The sequence below is a fragment of the Winogradskyella immobilis genome (assembly GCF_021887715.1).
Lineage (GTDB): Bacteria > Bacteroidota > Bacteroidia > Flavobacteriales > Flavobacteriaceae > Winogradskyella > Winogradskyella immobilis.
On the sequence record NZ_JAIQXX010000010.1, the window covers coordinates 63,638 to 80,707 of the forward strand.

13 protein-coding genes are annotated in these 17,070 nt (G+C 31.6%); 7 read left to right on the top strand and 6 right to left on the bottom strand.

Annotated elements, in window-relative coordinates; genetic code table 11:
* Nucleotides 1–52: 52 nt before the first annotated feature.
* Nucleotides 53–1,006, bottom strand: coding sequence for a tetratricopeptide repeat protein (locus tag K8Z87_RS08995; protein WP_227477168.1), 954 nt, complete (start codon nucleotides 1,004–1,006; stop codon nucleotides 53–55).
* Nucleotides 1,007–1,196: 190 nt separating this feature from the next.
* Between K8Z87_RS08995 and K8Z87_RS09000 the strand changes: the two genes are divergently transcribed.
* Nucleotides 1,197–7,292, top strand: a complete 6,096-nt coding sequence (locus K8Z87_RS09000; protein WP_227477169.1) for an alpha-2-macroglobulin family protein — start codon at nucleotides 1,197–1,199, stop codon at nucleotides 7,290–7,292.
* Nucleotides 7,293–7,386: 94 nt separating this feature from the next.
* Nucleotides 7,387–7,761 (top strand): DoxX family membrane protein, encoded by a 375-nt coding sequence (locus tag K8Z87_RS09005; RefSeq protein WP_227477170.1) that lies wholly within the window; start codon nucleotides 7,387–7,389, stop codon nucleotides 7,759–7,761.
* Nucleotides 7,762–7,822: 61 nt separating this feature from the next.
* Here K8Z87_RS09005 and K8Z87_RS09010 read toward each other — a convergent pair whose 3' ends face one another.
* The 4 genes from K8Z87_RS09010 to K8Z87_RS09025 are packed head-to-tail and all read right to left on the bottom strand — an operon-like array spanning nucleotide 7,823 to nucleotide 11,162.
* Nucleotides 7,823–8,377, bottom strand: coding sequence for a mycothiol transferase (locus K8Z87_RS09010; protein ID WP_227477171.1), 555 nt, complete (start codon nucleotides 8,375–8,377; stop codon nucleotides 7,823–7,825).
* A gap of 46 nt (nucleotides 8,378–8,423) precedes the next feature.
* Entirely contained in the window at nucleotides 8,424–8,954 is a 531-nt protein-coding gene (locus K8Z87_RS09015; protein WP_227477172.1) for a DUF4136 domain-containing protein, read from the bottom strand.
* A gap of 44 nt (nucleotides 8,955–8,998) precedes the next feature.
* Nucleotides 8,999–10,000 (bottom strand): GTPase ObgE, encoded by a 1,002-nt coding sequence (gene obgE, locus K8Z87_RS09020; RefSeq protein ID WP_227477173.1) that lies wholly within the window; start codon nucleotides 9,998–10,000, stop codon nucleotides 8,999–9,001.
* Between the two features lie 52 nt (nucleotides 10,001–10,052).
* The gene (locus K8Z87_RS09025; protein ID WP_227477174.1) at nucleotides 10,053–11,162 is read right to left on the bottom strand and encodes an adenylate kinase; all 1,110 of its coding nucleotides are present in this window, start codon (nucleotides 11,160–11,162) and stop codon (nucleotides 10,053–10,055) included.
* A 153-nt stretch (nucleotides 11,163–11,315) separates the two neighbouring features.
* On the opposite strand from K8Z87_RS09025, the gene K8Z87_RS09030 reads away from it, so the two are divergent.
* The 5 genes from K8Z87_RS09030 to K8Z87_RS09050 all read left to right on the top strand — a co-directional run bounded on the left by K8Z87_RS09030 (nucleotide 11,316) and on the right by K8Z87_RS09050 (nucleotide 16,179).
* Entirely contained in the window at nucleotides 11,316–12,470 is a 1,155-nt protein-coding gene (locus tag K8Z87_RS09030; RefSeq protein ID WP_227477175.1) for a 5-(carboxyamino)imidazole ribonucleotide synthase, read from the top strand.
* Nucleotides 12,471–12,473: 3 nt separating this feature from the next.
* Complete coding sequence (gene purE, locus K8Z87_RS09035; RefSeq protein ID WP_227477176.1) at nucleotides 12,474–12,956, top strand: 5-(carboxyamino)imidazole ribonucleotide mutase; 483 nt, start codon at nucleotides 12,474–12,476, stop codon at nucleotides 12,954–12,956.
* Between the two features lie 71 nt (nucleotides 12,957–13,027).
* Nucleotides 13,028–15,058, top strand: a complete 2,031-nt coding sequence (locus K8Z87_RS09040) for a M3 family metallopeptidase (protein WP_227477177.1) — start codon at nucleotides 13,028–13,030, stop codon at nucleotides 15,056–15,058.
* 298 nt (nucleotides 15,059–15,356) lie between these two features.
* Complete coding sequence (locus tag K8Z87_RS09045; protein WP_227477178.1) at nucleotides 15,357–15,911, top strand: sigma-70 family RNA polymerase sigma factor; 555 nt, start codon at nucleotides 15,357–15,359, stop codon at nucleotides 15,909–15,911.
* Between the two features lie 7 nt (nucleotides 15,912–15,918).
* Entirely contained in the window at nucleotides 15,919–16,179 is a 261-nt protein-coding gene (locus K8Z87_RS09050) for a hypothetical protein (RefSeq protein ID WP_227477179.1), read from the top strand.
* Here the strand turns inward: K8Z87_RS09050 and K8Z87_RS09055 are convergent.
* Nucleotides 16,153–16,986: a UbiA prenyltransferase family protein gene (locus K8Z87_RS09055; protein ID WP_227477180.1), complete on the bottom strand. Its 834-nt coding sequence runs from the start codon at nucleotides 16,984–16,986 to the stop codon at nucleotides 16,153–16,155. The genes K8Z87_RS09050 and K8Z87_RS09055 overlap by 27 nt on opposite strands.
* Nucleotides 16,987–17,070: the final 84 nt, after the last annotated feature.

Genomic DNA, 17,070 nt, shown 5'->3' on the forward strand with positions numbered 1-17,070 from the left:
TTAGCTCCTAAAAAATTAGGATCTAAATAAAAAAACTAAAAAGTAGTATTGATTATTTACTGAGAATTGTAGATTTCTCTCTTAATGCTTGCTTAAAATCCGAACGTATTTCTAAAGCTTTATCAATATACTCGATCGCTTTATTTTTATCGTTTTTATGCTTGTAAATTTGTGCTAATCGGTAGTAAGCCCATTCTTTTGGCACTCCATCTGCAGCAGAGTAGTTTTCTATGTACCTCATTAAGCAACGTTCGCCTTTATCTAACTGTACATTGTAATCTGCACAAACTTTACCTATTTGATAGTGCAATGCATTACGTTTATGCTTTTTTTGTGCTACTTCTATATTAGAAATTGCTTTATCTGGTTGTTGTTGAGATTCGTATAGATTGGTTAATTTTTCAAAACAATTAATAGATCCTCCAACTTCAATCGCTTTTTTATAATACGTTTCAGCTAATTTGGGTTCATCATCATATTCGTATATGTAACCTTTAGCTAAATAACCATCTACTAAAGATAATTGTTCTAACTCATTCGCATATTTTAATGACTTCTTTTTACTTCCACCAACAATTCCTGGTAAAGACATGTATAATTCTACAAGCGCCCATCGTGTATCTATATGCTTAGCATCTAGCTCTGCTGCTTCTAAAAAAGCTTCTTTAACATCTCCAATAATACCTAAAGCTTTAAATTTATTAACATTAAGTGCTTTCATACCTAAAGCTCCTCCATACTTATAATGGTAATTAGCATTAGATGGACTAAGCTCTTTAAGCCGTTTATAATTTTTAATTGCTTCATCCCAGTTTTTCTGATGCCCGTGAGCATCTCCTAAAAGCTCAATAGCTTTTAAATCTTTTGTATTTGAAGTTACATATGGTGCAATGAGTTTTTCTGCCTTTGCAAATTGTTTTTCGCTTATAAGTGATTCAACTGCATCATAAGGCACTTGTGCATAAAGTACAATAGGAAAAAATAGTAGAATTAAAAGGCTTTTCATCGTTATTAGCAAATTGCTAAATGCAAAAATACATTATATGTCTTAAAACTGTTTAGCTTAATATTCTAAAAAAGTCATAAATTAGTTTACGCATTAATTAGTTAACTTCACTCACTATAACAATGCATTAACTCATTATTCTTTTTTTTGGAACGCATTTTGAATGTCATTTGTTGTAAATACATATATAATGAAACATTACTTAACACTTCTTATACTTATCTGTTTTTCACAATTTTCGGATGCTCAAGACGATTATTATGAAAAAGAATGGGCCGCTATTCAAAAGCTAGAAAAAGATGGGCTCACCAAATCCGCATCTCAACGCGTCGATGTCATTTATAAACGTGCTAAAGCTAAAGGTCACAAAACACAAATAATTAAAAGTTTATTGTTTAAAAGTAAATACCTTCAAATCTTAGAAGAAGATGCACAATTAAAAATTGTTAATCATTTTAAATCTGAAATTGAAACCAGCAATATTGTTACCAAACGCATCTTAGAAAATTTGTTGGCTACGATGTATTGGCAATATTTTCAACAAAATCGTTTTATATTTTATAACCGTTCTAAAACCAAAGAAAAAGTAAGTGATGATTTTAGAACTTGGGATTTAGAAACTCTTTTTGCCGAAATTCATAAATACTACCAACGATCTCTAAAAAATGGCCTTTTACTTCAGCAAGAAGATTTAAACGAATACAAAATTCTTTTAAATGAAGTTGAAAATTCTAAAACTTATAGACCTACCTTATACGATTTACTGCATCATAATGCTTTACAATTTTATAAAACGGATGAAAATAGCATTACGCAACCAGCATATCAATTTAAAATTGATAATCCAGATTTTTTAGCTAACAGCGATTTATTTATCAACTTAAAAATTACTTCTAAAGATTCTGTAAATCTTCAACTTAATGCACTTAAAATATATCAAAATTTACTAAAATTCCATCGTAGCAATTCTACATCAAAAGCTTTTGTTAACCTCGATATTGAACGTTTAAATTTCATTAAAGATCATGCTACTTTTGATAACAAACTAGAAAAATTACTAGAAACACTTAAAATTAAAGTTACTGAATTAGTGGATTCTCCATTATCTGGTTTATATCATTTTGAAATGGCTCAGGTTTTAAAAAACCAAAGTTCCGCATATAATCCGCAAGACATAGACCATACCAATCGTTGGAAAGCTAAAGAAGCTCTTGACCTATGCAATACAGTTATTTCAAAATTCCCAGATAGTGATGGCGCAAAGAAATGTGGCGTTTTAAAACAGCAAATTTTAAACCCAGATATTGCCATTAGAACTGAACAGTTTTTACCGATTAACAAACCTTCTCGTGCACTTGTAACCTATAAAAATTTAGACAGCCTTAATTTTAAAATTTATAAGGTTAGAAAAGCACAGCTAGATCGTTTTAATAAACTATATCAAGCTGATGATAAAGCTCAATTTTTATCGCGATTAACCCCTAAAACATCATGGATTGCAAAACTCACTAACGAAAACGATTACCAATTACATAGTACAGAAGTGGTTTTACCAAAGCTTGAAAATGGATTTTATATTATTAAAACAGAAACTTTAAATAAAGACAACGTCTTTGCAGCGACACATATACAAGTTACTGATTTGGTTTTGGTAGAGTCTTCAGAAAAAGAAAAGTATCACTATCAAGTTATTGACAGAAATAATGGCAAACCTATTGTTAATGCTAAAGTAGAACTGACTTATTCTTTAAATAATGGTAGTAACCGTTGGACAAATCAATATACTACAAACAATGATGGCAAATTTATTTTTAATAAAGATCATAGCACCTATCGTGATATAGATATTAAGATTACTCATGCAAACGATGTTGCCAATTTCGATGGTTTTTATATCTATAGAGATTATAATCAACCTAAAAACAACAACACTCAGCATAGCACTTATGTATTTTCTGACCGCAGTATATACAGACCAGGACAAACAGTCTATTTTAAAGGTATTATTACGCAAAAAAACGCTTCTATTACTGAGGTTGCTTCTAATAAAAAAGTAAAAGCCACCTTACATAACGTTAATGGTGAGCAACTATCTGAACTAGAATTTACGACCAATGCATATGGCTCATTTCATGGCGAGTTTGTTTTACCAAGCTCAGGTTTAACGGGGAATTTTAATATTAAAATTCATTCATCAAGCACAGGTCAGAAACGTCATTATTTTTCGGTAGAAGAATATAAACGCCCTAAGTTTAAAACTACATTTCAACCGATTACAGACACTTATAAGGTTAATGATAGTGTCACTGTAAAAGGGAACGCTTTGGCTTTTGCCGGAAGCAATATTACAGATGCTAAAGTAGTTTATCGTGTAAAACGAATTGTACAATTACCACGCTGGTATTATTGGAGACGACCGTCTTATAATTCTGCTCCTCAAGAAATTACATTTGGAGAAAATAAAACCAATGCAAAAGGAGAATTTGAAATTAGCTTTAAAGCTATTCCTGATGCTACTGTAGACAAAGACAATCTTCCTGTTTTTAATTACGAAGTCACAGCAGACGTTACAGATATTAATGGAGAAACACGCAGCGCAACCACTACAGTAAGTGTTGGTTACCATACGTTAATAGCAAACATTATAGCTCCAAGTACTATAGATAAATCTAAAAAAGATATAGGAATTGGCTTAAATACAAGTAATTTAAATGGTGAGTTTGCTCCTGCAAAAGGCATACTAAAAATCTATAAACTTACAAGCCCTAAATCTGTATTGCGTCAACGTTCATGGGATGCTCCCGATTATCAAGCATTAACCGAATCAGAATTTAAAACTCTATTTCCTAATGAACCTTATAAAGATGAACACTTAGTTACCAATTGGAAAAAAGGTAAACTGGTTTTTGAAACCGATTTTAATACTGAGACTTCTAAAACTGTTCAATTAAAACGTATAAAAAATTGGGCTTCGGGTAAGTACATTATTCTTTTAGAAAGCAAAGATAAATACGGTCAATTGGTAAAAGACGAAGTCTACACTACTTTATACAGTGATAATGACACCTCAATTTCTGATCAGCAATTATTCGATATTAAATTATCCAAAACGAGTTATACTATAAATGATACTGCAAAACTCAGTTTTGGCTCAGCTGCAAAGGGTCTCAGTGTGACTTTAGATATTGAAAAAGAAGGCAAAATAACAGATACTCAAATACACCATTTAAACAATTCTAAAACGACAATTACATTACCCATTTCTAAAAACGATTTGGGAGGCTTTGTAGTGCATTATAGCTTTTCTGCATTTAATGATTTTAAAACAGGTGCTGTAAAAATAAATGTGCCTTACCCAAAAACCGATTTAGAAATTATTACTAAAACCTTTAGAGACAAGTTACAACCAGGACAAGACGAAACTTGGAGTTTTACCATTAAAGGCCCTAAAGGAGATAAAGTTACTGCTGAAATTTTAGCAAGCATGTATGATGCTTCTTTAGATGAATTTAAAGCACAAGATTGGTCGTTTAACCCAATACGTAATCCTATTTATGCGGCACGTTCTCATAAAAGTGCTAGACAAAGTTTTGGCATTACTAATTTTAGACGTTATAACAATTTTAAACGCATACCAAATTACACGTATCAAGGCTATGACCAATTGCATTGGTTTGGGTTTTATTTTGGGAGTAGTAGACTTATAAAGTTAAGAGGAGTATCCTCTAAAAAAGTTGATGCTTATTCATTATCAGAATCTGTGGCATTAAATGAAATTACGACCACACCAAATGCAGGTTTTGTACAAACATTATCAGGTCAAGTCCCTGGATTAAATATTACAACTAATGATACTGATCTTAGATCAGACGACTTGGTTCAATTACGTGGCGTTAGTAGTGATACTAAAACTATAGTAGAACCTAAAACTATACAAATCCGAAAAAACCTTCAAGAAACCGCATTTTTCTTTCCGCAATTACAAACAGATGCTAGTGGTAATGTAAGTTTTAATTTTACAGCGCCTGAAGCCTTAACTCAATGGAAATTACAACTATTAGCACATACCAAAACTTTAGAGAGTTCAGTGGCACAATTTGAAACCGTCACCCAAAAAGAACTTATGGTCATCCCAAATGCACCACGTTTTCTTAGAGAAGGAGATGATATTACCATTAGCACTAAAATTGCTAATCTTACAGAAAAAGAACTTTCTGGTAGTGTTAGATTAGAATTAACAGATCCTACAACTGGAAAGTTAATCAATGATGAGTTATCAAATACTAACCATTCTTCAACATTTTCTGTAGATGTTAAAGGCAATACTCAAGTATCTTGGCAATTAAAAATACCAGAAGCTATTCAAGCTGTTGAATACAAAATTATTGCGCAATCAGAAACATTTAGTGACGGCGAACAAAACGCTTTACCTGTATTATCTAATAGAATGTTAGTTACCGAAACACTACCAATGTGGGTGCGTTCTAACCAAACCAAAACATTTACATTAGATAAATTAGCAACATCAACTTCAAACACACTTAAGCATCATAAATTAACTTTAGAGATGACCTCTAATCCGGCTTGGTATGCAGTGCAAGCTTTACCATATCTAATGGAATATCCGTATGAGTGTAATGAGCAAACATTTTCAAGATATTATGCTAATGCTTTAGCTCAACATATTGTAACATCTAACCCAAGAATTGAAGCCGTTTTTAATCAGTGGAAATCCGCAGATACCTTATTAAGTAATCTCGAAAAGAATCAAGAGTTAAAATCCATTCTAATTGAAGAAACTCCTTGGTTACGCGATGCACAATCTGAAACAGAACAAAAGAAGCGTATTGGATTATTATTTGATTTAAACAAAATGAATAATGAATTACAATCTTCAATACGTAAACTTAAAAATAATCAATCTTCAACTGGAGGTTGGCCATGGTTTTATGGAGGAAGAGATAACCGCTATATCACACAACATATTATAGGTGGTTTTGGGCATTTAGATAAGTTAGGCGTGACTCTAAATGATAATGAAGAATCTATGATTAAAAGCGCATTACGCTATTTAGATAATGCTTTTGTAAAAGAATACAAAGACTTAAAAAAATACAATAACAAAATCGACTTAACCAAAGATCACTTATCGTATTCGCAATTACATTATTTGTACGTACGCAGCTTTTATCCAGAAATAAAAGTTTCTAACGAAGTACAAAAAATTACGGATTATTATATCGGTCAGATAAAAACTTATTGGTTAAAACGGTCGTTATATGCTAAAGGGTTAATGACATTAACGCTTCATAGACATAAAGAAACCTCAGCTGCCAATAAAATTCTAAAATCTCTAAAAGAAAACAGTATTACTTCTGAAGAATTAGGTATGTATTGGAAAGCAAACACCAACTCATGGTATTGGTATCAGGCTCCTATTGAAACGCAAGCACTTTTAATTGAAGCATTTTCAGAAGCAGGTCGTAATTTTCAAAATGAAACAAAGAACCTTGACGATATTGATAATATGAAAATTTGGCTTTTAAAAAATAAACAAACCAATCAGTGGAAGACCACAAAAGCAACAACTGAAGCTGTCTATGCATTACTGCTTCAAGGCAGCGATTGGTTAAGCGTAACAGATATGGTAGATGTCACTGTTGGTAATACAACTATAAATCCTTCAATATTAGAAAATGTAACTATTGAAGCTGGTACAGGATATTATAAAACCAGTTGGAATACTACTGAGATTAAACCAGAAATGGCTAAGGTAACTTTAGCAAAAAAAGGAGATGGTATTGCTTGGGGAGGATTATATTGGCAATATTTTGAAGACTTAGACAAAATCACTTCGGCAGAAACTCCTTTAAAGTTAAGCAAAAAACTCTTTTTAAAGACCAATACAGATAAAGGTGAAGAGATTTCAGAAATAACAAAAGACACAAAATTAAACGTTGGTGACTTAGTTAGAATCCGTATAGAATTACGAAGCGATCGTCCTATGGAATTTATACACCTTAAAGATATGCGCGCTGCAGGTTTTGAACCTATTAATGTTATATCTAAATACAAATGGCAAGATGGATTAGGATATTATGAAAGCACTAAGGACGCATCTACCAACTTTTTTATTGATTATTTACCAAAAGGAATTTTTGTTTTTGAATACGATGTCCGTGTTAACAACGCCGGTGATATGAGTAATGGCATTAGCACTATACAAAGTATGTATGCCCCAGAATTTAGCAGTCATAGTGAAGGAGTTAGAATTACAGTAAATTAATGTCTAGGTTTTAGAATACTAATTGGTAGTAAAATCTAACTATTAAAAAAAATATTTTGTACCTTTCAGGCACTAACTGATAAAACATATAATTATGAATTCGAAAATTTTTATGATTCTAAGAATATTGCTTGGACTTTTTGTTTTAGTCTTTGGAGCTAATAAATTCTTAGATTTCTTGCCTCCATTTGAAGGTTTATCTCCTGAAGCAGGCGCTTATTTTGGAGCATTAACATCTTCTAAAACATTAATGCTAGTTGGTATTGTAGAGGTTGTAACTGGCTTAGCATTAATTACTAATAAGTTTGGTGCTCTAATGGCAGTTATATTAATGAGTGTTTCTGTAAATGCTGTATTATTCCATGCTGTTTTAGATCCTGCAAATATTGTTCCTGCGCTAGCATTATTAGTTTTAAATATTGCTGCTCTAATTAGTTATAAAGACAAGTATAAAGATTTACTTAGCTAAAAATATTTATAAAAAAAGAGGCAAATTTGCCTCTTTTTTTATATCATCATATCAAATGATTTTAATTTATCCGTTTAGTAATTAATGCCAATTGTCCCATATGGTTTGCTTGATGCTCCATAACATGAAACCAAGAAAAATGATTTGTCAAGCCACCATTTTCTTTAGTAAACCATTTATCATCTTTAGTCTTCAATAACTCTTTAGTTTTAGCTCTAACTTCATCATAAATATCCATATAATACTGTATCGGCTTATCTTTAAATTCAGCTCTTGCTTTATCTCCTAAACTTAATGCTGTTCCCCATTTCGCTTCTTCTTCCTTATTAAACTGTCGCTTCTCAAATGTATAAACTTGGTAATATGCTTCAGTCGCTGCTAAGTGATAAATAATTGCTCCTGGACTATTAGCATTTTCATCTAAAAGAAAATCTGTTCCTTTTACATCTAAATCTTTCACATTGTTTTCTACTCTAGTTTTAAGATTATCTAACATAGATATCATATTTCCGATATCTTGAGAATATCCTTTTTCTGGTTTAATAGCATATTGGGCATAAGTGTTACATACAAATCCTATAAATAAGATTGTAGCATAAATTATTCGTTTTTTCATATTATGTTAATTTTTGTTTGGTTTTATAGAATAAAAGTGAATACGTTTATTTCTTAGGAGGATACTTTTTAAATATTTTTTCAACCAATGCTATAAATTTTGCTTCGCGTTTTTCGGGTGTTGAATCTGCCCCATAAGTGTCAGCACTAACAGCTTGCCAAATTACTTTTTCATTGTTATTATCATCTACAAATTCTATAACAATTTCTCTATTATGAGCATTTCCTCCTACAGGGATTCCAATAGATACTCCACCTCCAACATTTCGTCCTGTGCCTCCTAATCCTATGCCAACATTGCTATTACTTCTACTTTCAATAACTTTAGATTGTATGTCTATATAAAAAGTAGGATTATCAGATTTTGTAATTCCGATTGACTCTAGCTTTGCATCTAATGCTCTATAAAGTCTTCTGGTATCAAACTCACTTAAACCTGATTTGATATCAGAAAAATAATTATAGGTTGTATATTCTGAAAAATTAGTGTCTTTATCGTAATCGTAATTCACAATAACTCCACATGAACTAAATAGTAAAAGGATAATTGAGAATTTTAAAAATTTATTCTTTTTCATTTTTTCTTTTAAAGATAGTAAAAAATGAAAAAGAATTTTAGATTTTAACTATTTAACATCTTCCAAAGCTTATCTTTAAGCTCTTGAATACCTTGATGCGCCACAGAAGACATAAACATGTAATTAATATCTAGTAATTGTTTATCTAGTTCTGTTTTTAATTCTGTTTTAAGTTCGTCATCTAACATATCGGATTTTGAAACAAGTAGAAAGCGTTCTTTATCTAACATTTCTGGATTGTAACGTCTTAACTCATCTACAAGCACTTCATATTGTTTTGCTATATTTTCAGCATCTGCAGGCACTAAAAATAATAATATAGAATTACGTTCAATATGTCTTAAAAAATAATAGCCTAACCCTTTACCTTCAGCAGCTCCTTCAATAATTCCTGGAATATCTGCCATAACAAACGATTGAAAATCGCGATATTCTACAATCCCTAAATTGGGTTTAAGTGTTGTAAATTCATAATCTGCTATTTTAGGTTTTGCAGAGGTCATTACTGACAATAATGTAGATTTACCTGCATTTGGAAAACCAACTAAGCCAACATCTGCTAAAACTTTTAATTCTAGTGTAATGTCTCTTTCTTCAAGAGGCATTCCTGGTTGAGCGTATCTTGGAGTTTGATTTGTCGAACTCTTAAAATGCCAATTGCCACGACCTCCTTTTCCTCCTTCAGCTATAATGCGCTCCTCACCTATTTCTGTAATTTCAAAAAGTATTGTATTGGTTTCGGTATCTCTAACCACAGTGCCTAATGGCACATCTAAATACACATCTTCGCCATCTGCACCCGTACTTCTGCTCTTACTACCATGTGCTCCATGTCCAGCACGTGCATGACGTTTAAATTTTAAATGTAACAGTGTCCAAAGATTTTCATTAGCTCTAAGAATAACATGACCACCACGACCACCATCTCCTCCATCTGGACCACCTTTAGTGATATATTTTTCTCGATGTAAATGCACAGAGCCTTTTCCTCCGTTTCCAGAAGAGACATGCATTTTTACATAATCAACAAAATTGCCTTCAGTCATGATTGAGTTTAAAGTTCTAAGTTTAAAGTTTAAAGTTTAAACTCCTCTGAATTTATAATGAATCTATTACTTTATTCAAACGCTCAGTAATAGCTTCTATACTACCAACACCATCAACTCCAAAATACCTATTTTGTTCTGAGTAATATTCTTTAAGTATTGCTGTCTTGGTATAATACTCTTTTATTCTATTTCTAATAATATCTTCGTCTGCATCATCAGCTCTTCCACTAGTTTTACCACGCTCTAATAAACGTTCTACCAACACCTCATCGTCTACTTCTAGAGCAATCATAGCATTAATTTGAGAATCTTTAGAATCCATTAAATCCGCTAAAGCTTTAGCTTGCTCATTTGTTCTTGGAAATCCGTCAAAAATAAATCCATTAGCATCTGCATTTTTCTCAACTTCTGCATTAAGCATATCTATAGTTACTTTATCTGGCACCAACTCACCTTTATCCATATAAGATTTAGCAAGCATTCCTAAAGCAGTTTCATTCTTTATATTATATCTAAAGACGTCACCTGTAGAGATATGTACCAAATCGTATTTTTCTTTCAGAAAATTTGCTTGTGTTCCTTTACCTGCACCAGGAGGACCAAATAGCACTATGTTTGTCATGTGTTGTGTTGTTTTTAATTGATATACTTCTGGCAAATCGCGCCCAAGACCATTATAGTCTAAACCGTAACCAACAATAAATTTATTTGGGATTTCTAGACCTACATAATCTAGTTTAAAATCTTTTTTATAAGCTTCAGGTTTGTAGAACAAAGTCGCAATTATAAGTTGCTTTACATTTTCATTTCTAAAAATACGATGTACCTCTTCTAAAGTATTCCCAGAATCGATAATATCTTCTAAAATAACTACTGTTCTACCTGTTAAATCTTGAGTCAATCCTATTAAACGTTGAATGTCTTCTGTAGATTTTAATCCTTCGTAAGATGCTAATTTTATAAAAGTGACTTCACATGGATGCGGATATTTTTTTACAAAATCGCTAACGAACATAAAAGATCCATTTAAAATGCCTATAAAAATTGGCATTTCATCTTTTAAATCTCCTGCAATATCATTAACCATACGCTCTACAACGTCAGTTATTTCTTGTTCAGAAATAAAGGGTTTAAAATGTAAATCGTGAAGCTTAAGCACTAGTTTTTAATTTAAAGATGCAAAGATAATCATTTGATTGGCGATTGACGATTTTTGATTTGCGATTTTAGAAGTTTCTTCTATAATTAGCTTATTTTTGCATTGAAATAAAGTTGAATTTTTAAAAGATTTCCGCTTTTGTGGAAAGTAAATATGAACTACTTCTCTTCTCAATTTAAACTCGGTATTTTAGGTGGTGGACAGTTAGGCAAAATGATGCTTTACAATACACGAAAATTTGATATCTACACTAAAGTTATTGATTCTAGCGCTGACGCTCCATCGCGTTTAGCCTGTGACGAATTTATACAGGGTGATATTTTAGATTATGAAACCGTATTAAATTTTGGACGACAAGTAGACGTACTTACTTTTGAAATTGAAAATGTTAATGTAGATGCCTTAGAGACTCTTGAGCAGGAAGGCATAAAAGTATATCCGTCTTCAAAAACATTACGCACCATTCAAAACAAAGCCACACAAAAATTGTTTTATACTGATAATGGTATTCCAACGGCTCCTTTTTTTCGTTTTGCATATACTTCAGAAATTAAAGAAGCTATAAATCATGGTGGATTAAATTTACCATTTGTATGGAAAAGTGCACGATTTGGTTATGATGGTAATGGTGTAAAAGTGATACGACAAATATCGGATTTAGAGCAACTCCCAAATGTAGAATGTATAGCCGAAGAGCTTATTCCATTTAAAAACGAATTGGCTGTTATCGTTGCTAGAAATGCAGATGGTGAAATAAAAACCTATCCGACGGTAGAAATGGAGTTTCATCCTGAAGCTAACCAAGTAGAATATGTTTTATGTCCTGCTCGTTTGCCTGACGCTATTACTAAAAAAGCTGAAGATTTAGCTTTACAAGTTGCTACAGCTTTTAAACATGTTGGTCTTTTAGCTGTAGAGATGTTTCTTACCAAAGATGATAATGTTCTAGTAAATGAAGTAGCTCCAAGACCTCATAATTCTGGGCATTACAGTATTGAAGGTAGTTACACCTCTCAATTTGAGCAACAATTAAGAGCTATTTTAAACTTACCTTTAGGTAATACAGATAACAAAGTTGCCGGAGTTATGGTAAATTTAGTTGGTGCAGAAAACCATACTGGTAATGTACACTATAAAAATATTGAAACTATTATGGCTATGGATGGCGTAACACCTCATATCTATGGCAAAAAACAAACACGTCCATTTCGTAAAATGGGACATGTAACTATCGTAGACAAAGACATTAATAAAGCCAGAGAAATAGCAGGAAAAGTAAAACAAACAATCGAAGTAATTAGCAAATAAATTATGAGTAAAGTAGGCGTAATAATGGGTAGCAAAAGCGATTTGCCAGTAATGCAAGACGCTATTGACATTTTAAAAGGATTTGATATTGAAGTTGAAGTTGATATTGTTTCAGCACATCGCACACCTGAAAAATTATTTGATTACAGTAAAAATGCGCATACGCGTGGCATTAAAGTTATTGTTGCTGGTGCTGGCGGAGCTGCACATTTACCTGGTATGGTAGCGTCTTTATCTCCATTACCTGTTATTGGTGTTCCTGTAAAAAGTAGCAACTCAATTGATGGCTGGGATTCTATATTATCTATACTACAAATGCCTGGTGGAGTTCCTGTGGCTACAGTAGCTTTAAACGGAGCTAAAAACGCAGGAATTTTAGCTGCTCAAATTATTGGTAGCAGCGATCAATGTGTTTTAGATAAAGTTTTAGTTTATAAAGAAGGTTTGAAAGCTAAAGTTATAGAATCAGCTAAGGATTTAAAATAAAACAAATTATGTTGGTTAATTAAACATAATCAAAGCCTATAAATGAAATTATACTTTATCTATATTATAAAATGAATATTCTAAATTCTAAATTCAACACACCATACAGCACAGCTCCATTTTCTGATATTAAAGATGAAGATTTCCTTCCTGCATTTAAAATTGCTATAGAGAACGCGCGTGCCGAAATTGATGCTATTACTAGCAACTCTGATACACCAACATTTAAGAACACTATTGAAGCCTTAGATTATTCTGGTGAAGAATTAGATAGAATATCTAGTATTTTCTTTAACCTTAACTCAGCTGAAACTAACGATGCTATTCAAAAAATTGCTCAAGACGTTTCTCCATTACTTTCTGAGTTTAGTAATGATATAACGTTAAACGAAGCTTTATTTAAACGCGTTAAGGCCGTTTATGATTCTAAATCAACTTTAGATTTAACAATAGAACAAACTACACTTCTCGATAAAAAATATAAAGGGTTTTCTAGAAATGGAGCTAACCTCAACGACGATAAAAAGGAACAACTTAGAGCTATTGATAAAGAATCTAGTCAATTAAAATTAAAATTTGGTGAGCACATTTTAGCAGAAACTAATGCTTTTGAAATGCATCTAACAGACAAATCTGATTTGTCTGGTTTGCCAGAAGGTGCCAAAGAAGCTGCCAAACAATTAGCAGAAAGCAAAGGAAAAGACGGTTGGTTAGTTACATTAGATTACCCAAGCTATATTCCGTTTATGACTTACGCAGACAATCGTGAGTTACGTAAAAAACTATCTAAAGCCTTTGGCAGTAAAGGTTTTAATAATAATGATCTAGATAATCAAGATATTGTGTTACGCATTGCTAATTTACGATTTCAGCGTGCAAAGCTTTTAGGCTACAAAACACATGCTCATTTTGTACTAGAAGAGCGTATGGCGGAAACACCAGAAAAGGTGAATTCTTTTTTAAACGAACTATTAGAAAAAGCTAAACCAGCAGCAAAAGAAGAATTCAAAAATCTTGAAAACTTTGCTAAAGAATTAGATGGTATTGACCAATTACAAAAATGGGATTCTGCATACTATTCTGAAAAGTTGAAACAAAAACTATTTAGTTTAGATGATGAGCAATTAAAACCATACTTTAAATTAGAAAATGTTATTGATGGAGCATTTACCGTTGCTGAAAAATTATTCGGATTACAATTTGAAGAGATTGACACTATAGACAAATACCATGATGATGTTTTAACATACAAAGTCACAGATGCTACTGGCGAATTGGTTTCTATTTTTTACGCAGACTTCTTCCCAAGAGCTGGCAAACGTAATGGAGCTTGGATGACGTCTTATAAACCACAAATGATTAAAGGTGGACATAATCATCGTCCGCACGTATCTATCGTTTGCAACTTTACTAAACCAACTAAGAGTAAACCTTCTTTACTAACATTTAATGAGGTTACCACATTGTTTCATGAGTTTGGACATGCACTTCATGGTATGCTAGCTAACACAACCTACCCAAGTTTATCTGGTACTAATGTATTTTGGGATTTTGTAGAATTGCCTAGTCAGATTTTAGAAAACTGGTGTTACGAAGAAGATACCTTAAAATTATTTGCTACACATTATAAAACTGATGAAGTGATTCCAATGGAACTCATTGAAAAAATAAAAGCATCTTCTACATTTCATGAAGGTATGCAAACCATGCGTCAGTTAAGTTTTGGATTACTCGATATGGCGTGGCATGGTGTTGATACTTCAAACATTAAAAATGTAAAAACTTATGAAACTAAAGCTTTTGGAGATACTAGTCTTTATCCAGATGTGATAGAAAATTGCATGAGTACTTCTTTTGCACATATATTTCAAGGCGGTTATTCTTCTGGGTATTACAGTTACAAATGGGCAGAAGTTTTAGATGCTGATGCCTTTGAATATTTTAAAGACCAAGGTATTTTTAATAAAACCGTTGCCGATAAATTTAAAGCCTTTGTGTTATCTCAAGGAGGAACGCAAAACCCGATGACTCTGTATAAGAAATTTAGAGGTCAAGAACCAAAACCAGAAGCATTGCTTAGACGTGCTGGATTGATAAAATAAGTGGATCTATAAAAATTAGTTTTATATATTTAATATTCTTTTTTAAAGTATTTTTCAATAATTTTTACATAAAAGCTTCATAACTTCAAAAGTTTTTTATTTACTTCATTATTAAGCGTATATATGGGAAGTTTTAGGTGTTATTAGATTAGCAATGCCTAATACATAATTACCTTCTACCTTAATTAATTATTATAATATTAAATTACTCTTAAAATGTTAAAATCACATCATCTCTTTTTTAACATTTTCAATTTATTTATAGTATTTTTACAACTTGTAACGTTGTAACCTAATCATGGCCGAACACAAATTAGATCCTAATAAATGGATTACCCTATATTCCGATTATCTTTTTAATTACACCATAACTCGTGTTAGTGATAGAGAGATAGCACAAGATCTTGTTCAAGAAACTTTTTTGGCTGGACTAAAATCCATGACCAATTATAAAGGTGAAGCTAGTGAGCGCACTTGGTTGATTTCTATTTTAAAACGAAAAATAATTGATCATTATCGCAAAATTAATTCTAATAAAGGAAAAGCTGAAGTAAGAATGTCTTACAACAGTGATTCTGAAACCGAAGGAGATTGGTTAGAAGAACGCGTTGCGGATCCTTTTGACAAAACTGCTGAAGACAAAATAGAAAACACAGAATTAGGCACTGCTATACACGAATGTTTATCTAAATTGCCAGAAAAGCAAGCTAAAGTTTTTAAAATGAAAACTATTTTAGGTCATGAAACTGAAAACATTTGTAATGAACTAAATATTACTGCGTCTAACCTTTGGGTAATTATACATAGAGCTAGAACCGCAATGGCTAGTTGTATGGAAAAAAATTGGTTTTAAAAAAATTATGAGTAATATAAAATTAGAATGTCACGAAGCAAATCATATCTGTGATAAAAATCAGTATAAAGAAGCTAGCTTTTTAGAAAAAGTGAAGTTAACTATACACCTAATTTATTGCAGAGCTTGTAGACAATACACAAGAAAAAATACTAAATTAACTAAATTGGTAAATAATCCTAAAGTACAAGCATTAGATGCTACCGCTAAAGAGGATTTACAAAACGTTTTTGAAAGAGAATTAGTGAAGCAGCAACAAGATCATTAACCAAAAAACAGGTAAACTTTCTACCCAAAACGCACTATAATACTTAGATTGATTTTTATTAGAAAAAATCAAAAATAATAAGAGAAAAAATACTAATATTAAAGTTGAAACGATAAAGGATATTTGCATCTCATCTTTAAAAAATTCTAGATTAAAAAATATAATTAAGACCAAAGCACCGATAGCTTTGGTTTTTTTTATTCCTATTTTTTGAGGTATTGTTGCTAATTTTAAGCTATCGTATTTAAGATCTCTAATTTCAAACGGTAGCATTAACACTAATACCAATAAAAAACGTTGAATTATACTTATACTTACATCTACAGTTATTTGAGTTTCTAAATGTAGAATTGGTAAAAGAACGGTAACACCAGCCCAAACAAACGCAATAACATATATTTTCAAACCTCCTATTTCTCTTAAATTTTGTTGCTGATCTAATAGAATATGCTTTGGTAACATTGGTATAGCATATAAAAAAGTAATGCCCCCAAATATTGCTATAATTATTATAGTCCTTACTCCTAACGCAAACGCATAATATAACATAAGCAAAAAGCAACCTAAAGAAAATAACTGTATAATCTTAAGCCATTTTGCCAAACTGCGATGATGAAATTTAGCAACTCCAAAATATTTAATAAAATTATAACCAGTTATCGTTGCAAAAAACACAAAATAGAGTAACTCCTTATCGTACTCAAAACCATACTCAATTAAAGTTATCCATGTTAATGCATATACCGCTAAAGCTACATGAATACTACTATTAATATAAAAGTTGAATATGTTTTGCAAGGGCTTCATAATGTAAAAATAATCAAAGTGTTAATAATAGCTTATTTCAGTTAAAAACTTTAGTCTTCCTTAACTAAATAAAATAGGTAATTG

Coding starts and splice junctions, on each gene's coding strand:
- K8Z87_RS08995 (WP_227477168.1), bottom strand. CDS start 1,006: ATGAAAAGCCTTTTAATTCTACTATTTTTTCCTATTGTACTTTATGCA.
- K8Z87_RS09000 (WP_227477169.1), top strand. CDS start 1,197: ATGAAACATTACTTAACACTTCTTATACTTATCTGTTTTTCACAATTT.
- K8Z87_RS09005 (WP_227477170.1), top strand. CDS start 7,387: ATGAATTCGAAAATTTTTATGATTCTAAGAATATTGCTTGGACTTTTT.
- K8Z87_RS09010 (WP_227477171.1), bottom strand. CDS start 8,377: ATGAAAAAACGAATAATTTATGCTACAATCTTATTTATAGGATTTGTA.
- K8Z87_RS09015 (WP_227477172.1), bottom strand. CDS start 8,954: ATGAAAAAGAATAAATTTTTAAAATTCTCAATTATCCTTTTACTATTT.
- obgE (WP_227477173.1), bottom strand. CDS start 10,000: ATGACTGAAGGCAATTTTGTTGATTATGTAAAAATGCATGTCTCTTCT.
- K8Z87_RS09030 (WP_227477175.1), top strand. CDS start 11,316: ATGAACTACTTCTCTTCTCAATTTAAACTCGGTATTTTAGGTGGTGGA.
- purE (WP_227477176.1), top strand. CDS start 12,474: ATGAGTAAAGTAGGCGTAATAATGGGTAGCAAAAGCGATTTGCCAGTA.
- K8Z87_RS09040 (WP_227477177.1), top strand. CDS start 13,028: ATGAATATTCTAAATTCTAAATTCAACACACCATACAGCACAGCTCCA.
- K8Z87_RS09045 (WP_227477178.1), top strand. CDS start 15,357: ATGGCCGAACACAAATTAGATCCTAATAAATGGATTACCCTATATTCC.
- K8Z87_RS09050 (WP_227477179.1), top strand. CDS start 15,919: ATGAGTAATATAAAATTAGAATGTCACGAAGCAAATCATATCTGTGAT.
- K8Z87_RS09055 (WP_227477180.1), bottom strand. CDS start 16,986: ATGAAGCCCTTGCAAAACATATTCAACTTTTATATTAATAGTAGTATT.